The 15,778-nt window shown below is 26.1% G+C and carries 13 protein-coding genes; 12 read left to right on the forward strand and 1 reads right to left on the reverse strand.

Annotated elements, in window-relative coordinates:
- The first annotated feature begins 250 nt into the window (after positions 1-250).
- The 6 genes from KGF36_RS02800 to KGF36_RS02825 all read left to right on the forward strand — a co-directional run bounded on the left by KGF36_RS02800 (position 251) and on the right by KGF36_RS02825 (position 8,934).
- Positions 251-1,318, forward strand: a complete 1,068-nt coding sequence (locus KGF36_RS02800) for an RNA ligase RtcB family protein (RefSeq protein WP_227841575.1) — start codon at positions 251-253, stop codon at positions 1,316-1,318.
- 512 nt (positions 1,319-1,830) lie between these two features.
- A complete protein-coding gene (locus KGF36_RS02805; protein ID WP_227829513.1) occupies positions 1,831-3,747 on the forward strand; it encodes an endonuclease MutS2 in 1,917 nt (638 codons plus the stop codon).
- A gap of 150 nt (positions 3,748-3,897) precedes the next feature.
- Positions 3,898-4,647, forward strand: coding sequence for an ABC transporter ATP-binding protein (locus KGF36_RS02810; RefSeq protein ID WP_227829512.1), 750 nt, complete (start codon positions 3,898-3,900; stop codon positions 4,645-4,647).
- A 25-nt stretch (positions 4,648-4,672) separates the two neighbouring features.
- A complete protein-coding gene (locus tag KGF36_RS02815; protein ID WP_227850051.1) occupies positions 4,673-6,652 on the forward strand; it encodes an FtsX-like permease family protein in 1,980 nt (659 codons plus the stop codon).
- Between the two features lie 112 nt (positions 6,653-6,764).
- On the forward strand, positions 6,765-8,351 hold the full coding sequence (locus KGF36_RS02820) for an ATP-binding protein (protein WP_227829510.1): 1,587 nt from the start codon (positions 6,765-6,767) through the stop codon (positions 8,349-8,351).
- 4 nt (positions 8,352-8,355) lie between these two features.
- Positions 8,356-8,934, forward strand: a complete 579-nt coding sequence (locus KGF36_RS02825) for a response regulator transcription factor (protein WP_304521140.1) — start codon at positions 8,356-8,358, stop codon at positions 8,932-8,934.
- 138 nt (positions 8,935-9,072) lie between these two features.
- Here the strand turns inward: KGF36_RS02825 and ytaF are convergent, their stop codons facing one another.
- A complete protein-coding gene (gene ytaF, locus KGF36_RS02830) occupies positions 9,073-9,696 on the reverse strand; it encodes a sporulation membrane protein YtaF (RefSeq protein ID WP_227829509.1) in 624 nt (207 codons plus the stop codon).
- Between the two features lie 183 nt (positions 9,697-9,879).
- Here ytaF and KGF36_RS02835 point away from each other — a divergent pair, with 183 nt between their 5' ends.
- The 6 genes from KGF36_RS02835 to pyrH all read left to right on the forward strand — a co-directional run bounded on the left by KGF36_RS02835 (position 9,880) and on the right by pyrH (position 15,776).
- The gene (locus KGF36_RS02835) at positions 9,880-10,527 is read left to right on the forward strand and encodes a helix-turn-helix domain-containing protein (protein WP_227829508.1); all 648 of its coding nucleotides are present in this window, start codon (positions 9,880-9,882) and stop codon (positions 10,525-10,527) included.
- 204 nt (positions 10,528-10,731) lie between these two features.
- On the forward strand, positions 10,732-11,790 hold the full coding sequence (locus KGF36_RS02840; protein WP_227829507.1) for a potassium channel family protein: 1,059 nt from the start codon (positions 10,732-10,734) through the stop codon (positions 11,788-11,790).
- Between the two features lie 103 nt (positions 11,791-11,893).
- A complete protein-coding gene (locus KGF36_RS02845) occupies positions 11,894-13,078 on the forward strand; it encodes a D-alanyl-D-alanine carboxypeptidase family protein (RefSeq protein ID WP_227829563.1) in 1,185 nt (394 codons plus the stop codon).
- Positions 13,079-13,284: 206 nt separating this feature from the next.
- Positions 13,285-13,998, forward strand: a complete 714-nt coding sequence (gene rpsB / locus KGF36_RS02850; RefSeq protein WP_003424537.1) for a 30S ribosomal protein S2 — start codon at positions 13,285-13,287, stop codon at positions 13,996-13,998.
- A 78-nt stretch (positions 13,999-14,076) separates the two neighbouring features.
- On the forward strand, positions 14,077-14,988 hold the full coding sequence (gene tsf, locus KGF36_RS02855) for a translation elongation factor Ts (RefSeq protein WP_021384993.1): 912 nt from the start codon (positions 14,077-14,079) through the stop codon (positions 14,986-14,988).
- A gap of 83 nt (positions 14,989-15,071) precedes the next feature.
- The gene (gene pyrH / locus KGF36_RS02860; protein WP_227829506.1) at positions 15,072-15,776 is read left to right on the forward strand and encodes a UMP kinase; all 705 of its coding nucleotides are present in this window, start codon (positions 15,072-15,074) and stop codon (positions 15,774-15,776) included.
- The last annotated feature ends 2 nt before the right edge of the window (positions 15,777-15,778 follow it).

Here is a 15,778-nt window from a genome sequence, read left to right on the forward strand (position 1 = left end):
AATTATATATTGTACATTTTAAAATAAATGTCTATAAATAATATACATATAGATTAAAATTTTAGTATTGTTTTAATTATGAGAGGAAGTGGTTATTATGTTAGCAAAAAATGATGAGGTATTAAACGTTTAAGAGTATTTTAACAAATAGCCACCTGCTTTTGTAGTTTAAAAATAAAAAAGCTGTGGCTAAAAGTCACAGCTTTTTGCTACTTTTTAAAGGCAGGAGTATATTAAAAAGGAGCAAAGTATGAGTGAAATAAAAGTAATAGCAAATAACAAGTGTTGGATTGAAGATATAGCAAAGAGACAACTTGAAGATATTTCAAAATTAAATGGAATTTTAAGAATAGTAGGATTGCCTGATTTACATGCAGGTAAAATACCTGTGGGTCTAGCAGTTGAAACTGAAGGTATTATCTATCCACATATAATTGGAAATGATATAGGTTGTGGAATGACTTTATTTAAAACTGGAATCTCCAAAAAGAAATTTAAAAAAGATAGATGGATTAAACGTCTTTCTGAAATTAAAGATTTATCTGATATAAAAATAATGAATCCACATGAAGAGGAATGTCCAATATCAAATTTGGGAACTATTGGAAGTGGAAATCATTTTATAGAATTTCAATGTGTAAATGAAATTCACAATAAAGAAAAATTTGAGCAATTAAGATTTTCATCTGATGACATAATGATGTTAGTTCATTGTGGGTCAAGAAATTATGGAGAAACTATACTTAAAAAGTTCTACAACAAAAATGGTATTGAAGTTGGAAGTGAAAAAGAAAGAGATTATATGATAAATCATGATAAAGCTTTAATCTGGTCAGAGCGCAATCGTGAAATTGTTAGCAAAAAAATTATGCAATCAATAGGTATATCTGGAAATATTGAAAAAATATTATCTATAAATCATAATTTTATAGAAAAAAGAGAAGATAAATTCATACATAGAAAAGGTGCTGTTTCAAGTGAAAGAGGAGCTGTAATTATACCTGGTTCAAGAGGAAGTCTATCATATATAGTTATGCCTACTGAAAATACAGAACAGTCTTTATATTCTCTATCACATGGAGCTGGTAGAAAATGGTCTCGTTCAATTTGTAAATCTCGTCTTAAAAACAAGTATAATAAAGACACTATAAAACAAACTAAATTTAAAAGCTATATTCTATGTAATGATATAAATTTATTATTTCAAGAAGCTCCAGAAGCATATAAAAATATAGAACAAATTATTGAAAGTTTGATAGAATATAAACTTATTCAAGTAGTGGCAACTATGAAACCACTAATTACTTATAAAGGGTAATTTTAAAAATTAAAAATATATTAAATTAAAAATAGCTGATTTTGTTAAAGCATATAAGAATGTTTTGATACTATCAGCTGTTTTTTATATTTTTTTAGGTATGATAATTTAAAGAGATGAACTCTATGATGTGTAATCTTTATAAAATTAGACTCTATAAGAAATTATGGATATAAATGAAAGAATAAGCATTATTTTTGTTTTAATAGTGAGCATTATAGGGTTTTTTATTATGTTAAAAGATAAATAAATTTATTTATATTGACACTAGGATATAATTTATGAAATAATGTTAAAGTGACTAAAATAGTTAATTGAAAATAGAAAAGGAGCAGTGTTTTATGAAAAAAAATACTAACATTAGTGAGTCCGGGGTTAGACTTCTTAATAAATAAGGAGTTTAATGCATAATAATTCCTTATTTATTAAGTCGATTACAAATAATTATTATAAAAGTAAGTGGAATAGTTATTTAAAATTCATGACTTATAAATAAAGGAGAAAGTAAAATAATGAATAGTAATACAATTGAAAGACTACAATTAAATGAAGTTAAAGAATTAATAAAAATACATTGTGTAAGTTCACTTGGAAGAAATCTAATAGACAAATTAACTCCTAGTGGAAATATTGAAGTAGTAAGAAGAAAATTAAAAGAAAATAAAGAAGCTAGAAAAATAATTGAAAACAGTAATCATATACCACTTGAAGGATTGTTTAATGCAGGTTCTACAATAGATAAAATTGAAAAAGGAATGATAATAGAACCTATTGAACTTGTAAATATAGAGGATTTTTTAAGAGGTTGTAGGAAGATGAAAGCTTTTATGTTAGACAAAGAATTTTATTCGCCTACATTAAGTTCTTATGCTTTAAATATAACAGAATGTAAAAACATAGAGGAAGAGATAAACTACTGCATAAAATCAAACAAAGTTGATTCTAATGCAAGTAAAGAATTAAAAAAGGTAAGAAGAAATATAGAAATTACAGAAGGAAAAATAAAAGATAGATTAAATAAGTTTATAACATCAAGTATAAACAAAAAGTATATACAAGAGTTTATAATAAGTAAAAGAAATGATAGATATGTAATACCGATTAAATCTTCTTATAAAAATGAAGTTGATGGTACTATATTAGATACTTCATCAAAAGGAAATACTGTATTCGTTGAACCAATAAGTGTGTCAAATTTAAGTACAGAATTGACTATGTTAAAAGCCGATGAGACTATTGAAGAATACAAGATATTATCTTATTTAACAGAGCTTATATTTGATAAAATAGTTCAGATAAAGTTAAATATAGAAATACTTTCTGAATATGATATGGTATTTGCAAAAGCTAAATATAGCCAAAAAATAAATGGTATTACTCCAAAAATAAACAACAATGGATATATAAAAATAATCAAAGGTAAGCACCCACTTTTAACAGGAGATGTAGTACCTTTAGATTTTGAAATAGGTAAAAATTATAGAAGTCTTGTAATAACAGGACCTAATGCAGGTGGAAAAACTGTAACTCTTAAGACTGTTGGTCTATTAACTTTGATGGTTCAATGTGGACTTGATATTTCTGCTAAAGAAGACAGTGAACTAAGTGTATTTGAAAAAGTATTTGTAGATATAGGAGATAATCAAAGTATTGAAAATGCTCTAAGTACTTTTTCATCACACATAAAAAATATTGCAGAAATTATGAACTCATCAAATAATTCTACACTTGTTTTATTTGATGAGATAGGTAGTGGAACTGAACCTAATGAAGGAGCAGGACTAGCAATATCATTACTAGAAGAGTTTTATAGTATGGGATGTATAACAATAGCATCAACTCATTATGGTGAGATAAAAAAGTTTGCTAACTTGCATCCAGAATTTGAAAATGCAGGTATGATGTTTGATAAAGAAACTTTAGAACCATTATATAAGTTAACAATAGGAAAATCTGAGGATAGTAATGCTCTTTTTATTTCTAAAAAAATGGGAATAAAAAATAAGGTATTAAGTAGAGCTAAAGAATATATAACTGATAGAAACTACAATTTAGATTTAGTTAAGAGAAGTAAATTACAATCCAATACTGAAAATAAAGATAATATTGAATTTATTTCCCATTATACAGAGTATGATACAGGTGATAAAGTAAAATTATTGGATGAAAATGACTTTGGAGTTGTGTATAAACCTAGAGATAAGTTTAATAATGTAGAAGTATTATTTAAAGACAATTTTGTATTAGTAAATATAAAAAGATTAGAACTTAGTATAAAAGCAGAAGAGTTATATCCTGAAGGATATGATTTAAATTCATTGTTTACTAGTTTTAAAGATAGAAAATTGGAAAAAGACATTCAGAGAGGTTCAAAAAAAGCTCTTAAACAGATTCAAAAAGAAATTAAAGAAAATAGAAAACAAATATAAAAACACAAATGACTATTTAAAATGTAAATAATTATTTTACAAAACATGAGTAATAAATGCGATTATTTTTGCGTATTTTACTCATGTTTTTTTTTGTGTAAAAATTTATACTTTAAACATAGATGAAATAATATTAAAGGAGGTATAAATATGGATGTTCTATTATCTGTAAAAGATGTAACAAAGATTTATAGTAAAAATAAAAAGCCAAGTTTGAATCATGTTTCATTTGAGGTGAATTGTGGTGAATTTGTTGGAATTATGGGGGCGTCAGGTTCTGGAAAAACAACTTTACTAAACGTATTATCTACAATAGATAGTGTAAGTAGTGGTGAGATAGTAATTAATGGTGTAAATTTAAAAGAATTAAATAATAACTCTACTGCAGATTTTATAAAGGATAATATTGGATTTATATTTCAAGAATACTTTTTGATTGACAGTTTGAATGTTTTTGAAAATATAGCTGTACCACTTACTTTAAAACATATGCAACCAAGTGAAATTGAAGATTCTATCAAGTTATTGACAAAACGATTTGGAATAGATTCAATTTTGTATAAATATCCAAATGAGTTATCTGGTGGTCAATGTCAAAGGGTTGCTGCAGCAAGAGCGATTATAAAAAAACCATCTATAATACTTGCAGATGAACCAACTGGAGCACTTGACTCAGTATCAGCAAATGAGTTACTAAAAACACTAAGTGATGTAAATCGAGAATTAAAAACTACTATATTGATGGTAACGCATGATGCTTATGTAGCTAGTTTTTGTAATAGAATTTTGATTTTTAGAGATGGTAAAATTATAGATGAACTTCAAAAAAATGAAAAAAATCATAAAGATTTCTTTGAAGCTATAGTTAGTAAGACCACTAAACTAGAAGAAATATATTAATATACATTAAAAGGAGGTAATAAAAATGAATATATATAACATTGCTAAAAAGAATCTTAAGAAAAACTTTTCGTTTTATTCATTGTATTTGTTTTCTGTAGCTTTTATACTCATGATATTTTTTAGTTTTGTATCTTTTTCTATGAATGATATTATAATGAATAAAATTTCATCTGATGGAAGAGTCGAAACTATGACAAAAACTATTTCAATTTTTATAATTTCATTTGTATTGTTCTATATGCTTTACTCAAATAGATTTTTTATAAGACGTAGAATGAGAGAGCTTGGCATATACACCTTGATGGGATATAGAAAATCAAATATATTAAAATTAGTTATGATAGAAAATGTATTTATTTGTATAATTGCTTTTATTATAGGTATTTTAACTGGCTCATTATTACATAAGTTTATTATATATATAATAGTGTATTCATTAAATTTAAATATAGATAGTTCAAAGATACTCTTTTTTAATAAAAATGCTATTATTTCTAGTCTATTATTTTTAATTGTTATATTACTTGTACTATATTTTTCAAATTGGAAATTGATTCGAAGAAATTCTCTTCTTAATTTAGTAAAAATAGAGCAAAATGAAGAAAAACAGATTAGAATAAGACCTTTGATAGCTTTTATAGGTATTTTTATGCTTGTATTAGGATATGTACTAGCTTTTGATATGACTAGAGGAAAGGATTCTGTTTGGTATAATATTGGATTTTCTCCAATTGCTATATTGACCTTACTTTGCGTAGTTGTTGGAACTATTTTTTTTATAAATTCATTTTTACCTTATATTATTAGAATATTAAAGACTAAAAAAAATCATTTTTATAGAGAAATACAGATTATTACAATTCCTAAGTTTATTTACTCCATACGTTCTAATGCAAAAACATTAATTTTATTAACTTTACTGTCAGCAGGAACATTATGTATATTTGCGTCTACTGTTTTATCAATTTATTATCCTGTAGTAGCAGTTTCTCGTATAGTACCTTCTGCTATCGAATTTAAGGTAGAAGAAAAAATTAATGTTGATAAAATTATTAATGCTGTAAGAGATTATGAACTAGTAGAAAATTTTAAATACAATGAAACAAATATTATAAAGGTAAATTCTTCATCAAAGAATTTACCGATTGAGTATTCTATTGGCAAAGATAAAGGAAGAATCTCTGGATTTGATTGTATATCAGAGTCTGATTATATAGAATTAATTAAACAACAAGGGAAAAAACTTGATTTTAAACCTCTAGATTATAATGAAAGTATATTAGTAAAATATAGACCAAGTAAAAAAAATGTGGACAAAGGGAAAATCCTTAATTTAGATTTATATTCAGATAAAAAAGTAGATGTAGTTATAAAAGATACTACATTGAATAATCCAATTAGTTTCTCTAATAGTATTGGGACATTAATAGTGTCAGATAAATTATACAATGAAATATCTAGATATAATAATCTATCAAGAAATTCTATCATAAGTATTGATGGAAAAGGTATGAGAGATAATAAAGAAATTTATGAAAAACTTAAAAATTTATTAAAGGATAATCCATATTTTATAAGTGCTTACCAAAGAAAATTTGAAATTGTGCATGAGAGTAGTTCGACTTTTTTATTGATTAGCTTTCTTTCTGTTATATTTTTTATTGCTACAGGAAGTATGTTGTATTTTCACAGTATTTCTAATGCCATTTATGATAGAAACAGTTTTAATATATTGAGTAAAATAGGATATAGTCAAAAAAATATAAAGAAAATAATTAAGAATCAGATTTTAGTGTTTTTTTCTATACCATATATATTAGGGATGTTACATAGTATCTTTGGATTAATTGCTTACAAGTCTGCTTTAATAGATAATATATTAGGAAGTAATACACCTGTAATAATTCCAATAGTATTTGCAATTGTAATATTTACACTCGTATATGTAGGATATTATGTCTTGACGAAGTATTCTTGTTATAAAATAGTACTTAAAAAATAGTATTAAAAATTTTATAAAATATTTGGAAGATAGAAGATAAGCATCGTATGTATAAATTAATTTACAAGTTATGTAATGTTATCATATAATTAATTATCAGAAAGGAGTTAATATGTTCAAAGGCAATTATAATAAAAGAAAGATTTTTATATTAATAAATCAATTATTGATAGTATTATTTCTAATTTATGAATTTTTTAATGATAAAAATATTAAAAGTATTTCCATTTTCACTCTTTTACTTGTATCTATTATAGTTGTTGATATAATGTACATTGAATTAATTAATTTGAAACAAAATAGAGTGCTTGTACAATTTACAAACTTGCTTGTTTTGATTTCTTGGTACTTTTTATTTTTACTTGATAACAATAAAATATCTTCTGAATTAATTTTTTTTCTAAGTCCCATTATTGTTTTTGAAAGTGTAAGATTCTTATTTGTATTTTTCTTTCAAGATTACAAATACAACTACCAGAAAAGCTTAGAATTTATATTGAAACTTATGTGTGTTTTGACAGTCGTTTCAAAATTTATTGATAATCATCTGTTTGCACTACTTTATTTATTACAAATAATTATAAGTTTTATAAGCTTTATATTCTTAATCATCTTATATAAAAAGACTGTGATACTTGTTTTAAAGTGTGAGAAAAGAAATTTTATATATTCAGCTATTTTATTATTTATATTTCTTGTATATGCTATAGTTTTTGCTAAAAAACAGGAATATGTTGAGAATCTAGGAATGTATTTAATTGTATCATTAGCCATATTTAGTATCCATAATATTGCTATAAAGGATAAGGGTGATATAAAACAAACTACTATGCTAAATGGTAAAAAAAGATTGATTTTTATTTCTCTAATAAGTGTATTTTTTGTTGGAATTGGAAAACTATTAGACCTTAATATAATTACATGTTTTATAATAATACATTGTATATTTTGGTTTACTTTACTTTATTTTATTTTAATTTGCACAAATATTGATGATATCATCTGCAATAAAAATTCAGTAGAAAAATTTAATGTACAAGAAAGTAATTTAATAAATAATCTAATGCAGATATATAATGAGGAAGAACTTAAAAAGGATTTTTCCAATTATTTACATGACGAAATATTACAAGATTTACTGTCAATTAAAAATATGATGAAAAAATCTGAAAAGCCAGATGTCAAATATATAATCGTAAGTACATTAGAAAAATTAAATTTATCTATTCGTGACCAAATGCAAAATTATCATCCAATATTATTAAAAACACTTACATTAAAAGAAAATATAGAAAATATGTTTGTTATGATTAGAGGCAATTATTTATCTAAAAATATAGAAATTTGTTTTACATGTGAAGATAATATATTTTTGGCTGAGCCATATAATTTTATTATATACCGTATATTAAAAGAGTTAGTAACAAATGCTTTTAAACATTCAAATTGTTCTAAAATCGAAATTTCACTAATTCAAAAAAATAAAGATATAATTCTTTCAGTATTAGATAATGGAGTAGGAGTGGAAAGTGAATATGATTTAATAAGACATCAAAATAATGGGCTATCATCTATTCAAGAACAATTACATAGGTTAAATGGCGTTCTTAATATTGATAAGACAGCTTCTGGATTGAGTATTAGTGTAAAAATTCCTATGGAAGGAGAGAACTATTATAAATATTTTATTAATAGATGACCATGTGTTATTTGCAAAAAGCTTAGAAATTGCATTGGAAGATTATACTGAAATAGAAAAATTTATTTATATTAAAGATATTTCCCAGGTAATTTCAATAATTAAAAATGAAAAACCCGATATAATTCTTATTGATATTAATTTAGGAAAGATTGATAATGATGGGTTGTCTCTAGCAAAAGACATTATAAGAATGATACCTAAAGTAAATATAGTCATGTTAACGGGTTATGATTTACCTGTATATAAGTATGAAGCTCAAAAAATGGGTACTAAAGGCTTTATAAATAAAAATATCGAGCCAGATAAATTTATTGAAATATTAAATCAGATTCAAAATGGATATAATTATTTTCCAGATGAAATAAAATATATTGAAGAGCTAACGGATAGAGAAAAATTAATATTGCAATTTCTATATAATGGAGTTAAGAGAAAAGATATAGCAAGTCAATTATATTTAAGTGAGCGAACAGTGTCTAATCATATCCAAAATATTTTTGATAAACTAAATGTATCTTCTTCATTAGAAGCTGTCACAAAGGGAGTTCAGCTTGGATATATTAAACTTAATATGCAATAAGAAAAGTTTGTAATTTAGTAAAGGTATTTGATTGTCAATTTTTATCTAATATAATAATTAAATTTAAATAGAAGTTTTTATCTTTTAAAATATATATAAAAAGGCTATCTAAAATAAAATTTTAAGATAGCCTTTTTGTTAACATATTTTCATAAATCCAATAATTAGTAAAATCAAACCACTTAACCAAGATAAATTTAGATTTATATTTTTAACAAATACATTTCCTAGTAAACAACCAAATGATACTGCTATTACATTTGAAATTAGAGAAAACAAGATAACTTGTATATAATTTACACCTACAAGACCACTCCCAAATCCAATAGCTAATCCATCTAAGCTTAAAGCAAGTGCAAGTGTAAATGCTTCAGCAGATTTAAGAATTTTAGATTTATTTGTATCTAAAGTATCAGGTTCAACACTGACATTAAAATTTAATTTAAGGTCTAGCATATTAAATTTGTAATCTTTTGAATGTATGGATTTTTTCTTAAAATAAGATTTAAAGAAACTCTCAACTAATCGAGCACTTCCTAATAAAAATAAAATTAAAAAACATATTAACATTGTTATATTTTGAGGTAAGAAGTCTCTGGCTATTGTACCTGCAAAAAGTGAAATTGCCAAAATTGCTGAACAAACCACACTAATAATTATATTCGAATATAAAGGAACTTTAACTTTATTTACGCCATATCCAAAACTTGTTACAAAGGCATCTATACAAAGAGAAGTCACTAATAAAATTGATTCAATCACAGTAGATTAACATCCTTTCTCTTAAATTTTGTACTTATATATTTATAGTATTGTAAAAAGAGATAAATTGTTACAGATAAACCAATAGAGTGTTGATAAAATTTCAACATTTTGCAACACCTAAAAAACAAAAAACTCATATTATATAATATAAAACCAAACATAATAAAGCAGGTGAAAATAATGGAGCAACATAGTGAGGTTGAGAATTTTGGTAATCTATTGAAGACGTTATTAAAAGAAAAGTCAACATCAATGGGAGAATTGAGCAAAAAAAGCGGAATTGATAAATCTACTATATCTCGAATAGCAAATAATAAACAAAAACCAAATATAAATCACCTAGAAAAGATTGCAATACACTTAAATGTAAACTTAGAAGAGCTATTAAAAGCATCAGGATATGAATTTAAAAACAGTAATAATAAACAAATTTTTAATATAGATAGCGATTTTAGTAACTTTGATGATGTACTAGGATTTGCAAATTTAATTAATGATAAAAATTTCAACGGAAATATTGAGAAAGAGTTAAGTAAATGCAAGTTATATGTTCAAACAGATGAAGGGAAAAAATTACTTTTTGATAATTTTAGTAAAAAAATAGATTCCATAGAAAAACAAGGTCAATTTACAGATAGGCTGAGAGATATGTATGCTGAATTTTGTACAGGAAAATTAGGAATAAAGAAATATTTATTAATTGGAAGTATGTTGCTTTACTTTGTTATATCAACAGATGTTATTCCAGACTTTGTATTTCCAATAGGATTTATGGATGACTTAGTAGCATTAAATATGGTTACAAAACTACTTAGAAAAGATAAGTAGTTTTGTAATTATACTACTTTAATGAAGATGACAAGCAAAGGTGTTGAGTATAGATAAATTTTACTGTTCATCTAATGAGAAATAACTTGAAAATTTTAAAATAAACAATTTAATATATATTTTGTATGTATTTAAGTATATAAAATAAAATAATATCCAAACTAATACAAAATAGTGATAATTTTTTTGTACTGGAGGATATTTATGAATTGCAAATGGATATCTAAAATAGATGAAAGAAAAAAATGTCATAGAGAAGCAGATTCTTCTGGATATTGTATTTTTCATAAAGAAAATAAATCTAGTGAAGATATAAAACTAATGATGGACAATATATATAAGGAAGAAATAAATGAATTTAATGGCTTTATATTTGAAAATAAATTTAATGCAGAAGAAATATTAACTTATGACTATAAATTATTAAATTTTTCTGAAACAATATTTAAACAAGAAGCAAATTTTAGAAAATATCTTTTTAAAAAAAATGTTATTTTTAATTATACAGATTTTAGGGGTCAGGTATTTTTTAATGCTTGTGTATTTTTAGAAAATTGTGATTTTAATAAAACAAAGTTTAATAAGGTATATATAAATGATAAGATATTTGAAAAAGTAAAATTTAAAGGGCCTGATTTAGTAGTTAATAAGGTAGAAAATTTTCCAAGAATGGATGGAATAATTTTTAGTATGTGTACAAAATTTATACTTAAAAATGTGGAGTATGGAAAAAGTGAATGCAAGCATGGAAAAATAAATTATAGAATAGCTAGAAATCAAGCTACAAAAATTGGAGATTATGAGATGATAGGACCTTACTATTATAAGGAAAGAATTTATAGTAGTAAAATGATAAAACGCTCTGATTATCCAACTCTCAGCAGTTATTTAGTTGAAAAGTTTTTTGACCAAATAGCGCACTATACTACAGGTTATGGAGAAAAACCATGGAATATATTATTTGTGATTATAGCTATAATAAGTAGTTTTGCCCTATTATATCTATTTGTAGGTATAGAAAGTTCAAACAGTACACTTATAACTTTAAATATAAATAACTTAGGTAATTATTCAGCAAGTGAAATTTTTAAAACGTATATAGATTTGTGGTATTTTAGTATGGCTACATTTAGTACAGTAGGATACGGAGATATGGTTGCTACAAGTTTGATTGGTAAAGCTTTAGCAGGTATAGAAGTATTTTTAGGAGTTACAATAGGAGCAATTTGGGCATCTGTGATTATTAAGAGAATGATAAGATAATATCTGTGTAAATATGGATAGGTATTAATTACTAGATATAAATTGGACTAAAGAGGGAAAATTTAAATATAAATATACTTAATAATCCAAGAAGGTGAAAAAATTGAAAAACGGAATAAAAAAAATTTTAACATTAACTCTGATTCTAGCATTTATAATACCAAATTATTCATATGCTGATGAAAAATCCGTAGACAAATACTCAAAAACATCTATACTTATAGACCAAGAAACAGGTAGAGTCTTGTATGGTAAAGAACCTGATATGAAGGTACCTTTAGCAAGTTTAAGTAAGATGATGACTTTTTTACTTGCAATAGAGGCTATTGAAAATAAAGAAGTAAAAGAAACTGACATAATAAAGATAGACAAGTCCATTGCTTCAGTGAAAGGTTCAAGCTATAAACTAAGAGTTGGTGAGGAAGTGCCACTTATAGAACTTATGAGAGGTCTTATGATTGTATCAGGAAATGATGCCGCAATTGCTATAGCAAAACATATTTGTAAATCTAAAGAAGCATTTGTAGATAGGATGAACAAAAAAGCAAAAGAAATAGGAATGACTAATACCCATTTTTTAAATCCAAATGGTCTTCCAATATATGATTTAAGTAATCCAAAAAAACCAGCAAAAGAAAATATATCTACTGCAAGAGATATATCTATTCTTGGAAAATACATGTTTGACCATTATGAAAAGCAAGTAACAGCTATAACTGATATGGAAACCTATACAAACTCAGATAGAAGCTTTGAAAAAAGCAATACAAATGCACTATTGAGAATTATACCTGAAGTTGATGGTATAAAAACAGGGTACACTGGGAATGCTGGTTATTGTTTATCATTTTCTATGATTGTTAATAAGAATGATAAAAATGAGAAAAAACGTAGAGTAATAGGCGTTGTATTAGGTGCTAATCATAAAGATAAAAGAATATCTTCTTCTTTGGCCATGTTAAAATATGGAAAAGAGAATTTTAATATGAAAAAAGTAATTGATAAAGATAGCTTTATTGGTAAGAGATATATAAAAGGAATGAAAGAATTAGAGGTTACTTTGAAAGCCAAAAATGAACTTTATACAATATTAAAAAATGATGAAAATATAAAATCCGAAGTAAAAATTAAAAATATGGAGTATCCTGTTAAAAAAGGTGATACTATGGGTACTATAAAATATTACACTAGCTCAGGTGATTTACTTGGAAGTGTAGATATAGTTAGTGATAATAGTGTTGATAATATACCATTAAAAACAAAATTAAAAATGAAATTTGCAAATTAAATTCAAAAAAATGGTATAAAATATACAAAAAAATATAAAAATAGAAAATATGGAAAAAATATTGTTATTTTTTCACCTCTATGATATACTACTAGAGGTGAAAAAATAAAATAAATCACACACAGCATTGGGATCCTTAAAAGGTGCCTATTACATGGTTTTTTAGGGAGAAGATCAAGCTGGAGGTATAAAACCAGGAGGTAAATATGTCAGTAATATCAATGAAACAATTATTAGAAGCAGGTGTTCACTTCGGTCACCAAACAAGAAGATGGAACCCTAAAATGGCTAAGTATATATTCACAGAAAGAAATGGAATATATATAATCGACTTACAAAAAACAGTTAAAAAAGTTGAAGAAGCTTACAAGTTCACTAAAGAAGTAGCTGAAACAGGAAAGCCAATCTTATTCGTAGGAACTAAGAAACAAGCTCAAGATGCGATAAAAGATGAAGCTGAAAGATGCGGAATGTACTTTGTTAATGAAAGATGGTTAGGTGGAATGTTAACAAACCACAAAACTATAAAAACTAGAATAAATAAATTAAGAGAATTAGAAAAAATGGAAGAAGAAGGCGTATTTAACGTTCTTCCTAAAAAAGAAGTTATAAAATTAAGAGCTGAAAAAGAAAAACTAGAAAAGTACTTAGGTGGAATAAAAGACATGCCTGAATTACCAGGTGCAATGTTCGTAGTTGACCCAAGAAAAGAAAACATAGCTATTCAAGAAGCTCACAGATTAGGTATACCAGTAGTTGGTATAGTTGATACAAACTGTGATCCAGAACAATTAGACTTTGCTATACCAGGAAATGATGATGCAATAAGAGCCGTAAAATTAATAACTGGTGCTATGGCAACAGCTGTAATTGAAGGTAGACAAGGTGCTGAAGAAGAAGTAGCTGAAGACCAAGAATAATAATTTGACAATTAAATGGTAAGGGTTGCCCTTACCATTTATAATATGGAATAGAATAAGTAGGAGGAAACTTAAAAAATGGCTAATATAACTGCTCAAATGGTAAAAGAGTTAAGAGAAAGTACAGGCGCAGGAATGATGGACTGCAAGAAAGCTTTACAAGAAGCTGAAGGAAATATGGAAAAAGCAGTAGATTTATTAAGAGAAAAAGGATTATCAAAAGCTGCTAAAAAAGCTGGTAGAGTTGCTGCTGAAGGTCTAGTTGCAATAGAAATGAACGATGATAACACAGTTGCTTCTATGGTAGAAGTTAACTCAGAAACAGATTTCGTTGCTAAAAATGAAGACTTCAAAGTGTTCGTTAAAGATGCTGCTTGTATGGCATTAGCTACTGATAAAGAAGATATCGCTTCTTTATTAGGTGAAACTCATAGAGAAGGAATAACTTTACAAGAAGTTTTAAATAATAGAGTTGCAAAAATAGGTGAAAAATTAGACTTTAGAAGATTTGCTAAAGTTGTAACTAATGGACAAGTTGCTGGATATATCCACGGTGGTGGAAAAATAGGTGTTCTTGTTGAAATGGAAACAGAAGCTAGAGATGCTAAAGTTTTAGAATTAGGTAAAGATGTAGCTATGCAAGTTGCTGCTATGAATCCTAAATACGTTTCAAGAGATGAAGTAGATGCTGAATACATAGCACATGAAACAGAAGTATTAACTCAACAAGCATTAAATGAAGGAAAGCCAGCTAATATAGTTGAAAAAATGGTTAAAGGAAGATTAGAAAAAGAATTAAAAGAGGTTTGTTTATTAGAGCAAACTTTCGTTAAAAATCCAGATATAACTGTTAAACAATTAGTAGCTGATGTTGCTAAAGCAGTAGGTTCTGATATAAAAGTTGTTAAAGTTGTGAGATTCGAAGTTGGTGAAGGTATACAAAAGAGAGAAGAAAACTTTGCAGAAGAAGTTGCTAAGCAACTTAAATAATAACCAAAGAGAGAACACGCAGGTGTTCTCTTTTTTAAAAAATAGAAAAAATGGATATGAAGGATTGAAATAGGAGGTTTCTGATGGATAAACCAATGTACAAAAGGGTATTGTTAAAATTAAGTGGAGAAGCATTAGCGGGAGCAAGAGGTTTTGGTATAAATAATGATGTAGTTAATGATATTGCTATTGCTATTAAAAAAATACAAGAAATAGGTGTTGAAGTGGCTGTAGTTGTAGGTGGTGGAAACTTCTGGAGAGGTAGAACTAGCGAAGGAATGGATAGAACTACTGCTGACTATATAGGTATGTTAGCTACAGTTATGAATGCAATGGCATTACAAGATGCACTAGAAAATATAGACGTTGCTACAAGAGTTCAAACTGCTATAGACATGAGACAAATTGCAGAACCATATATAAGAAGAAGAGCAGTTAGACATTTAGAAAAGGAAAGAGTTGTTATATTTGGTGCAGGAACTGGAAACCCTTACTTTACAACAGATACAACTGCTGCTTTACGTGCTGCTGAAATGGAAGCAGAAGTTATCTTGTTAGCTAAAAATGTTGATGCAGTATATGACAAGGATCCAAAAGTACATGCAGATGCTAAGAAATTTACAGAGTTAAGTCATATGGAAGTTATACAAAAAGAGTTAAAAGTTATGGATTCTACAGCTACATCTTTATGTATGGATAATAAGATTCCAATAAAGGTATTTGAGCTTACAACAGAGAATATAATAAGAGCAGTAAAAGGTGAAAATATAGGAACTACTGTAAAATAATG

This window comes from Clostridioides sp. ZZV14-6009, assembly GCF_020658095.1.
In the GTDB taxonomy this organism is placed as follows: domain Bacteria; phylum Bacillota; class Clostridia; order Peptostreptococcales; family Peptostreptococcaceae; genus Clostridioides.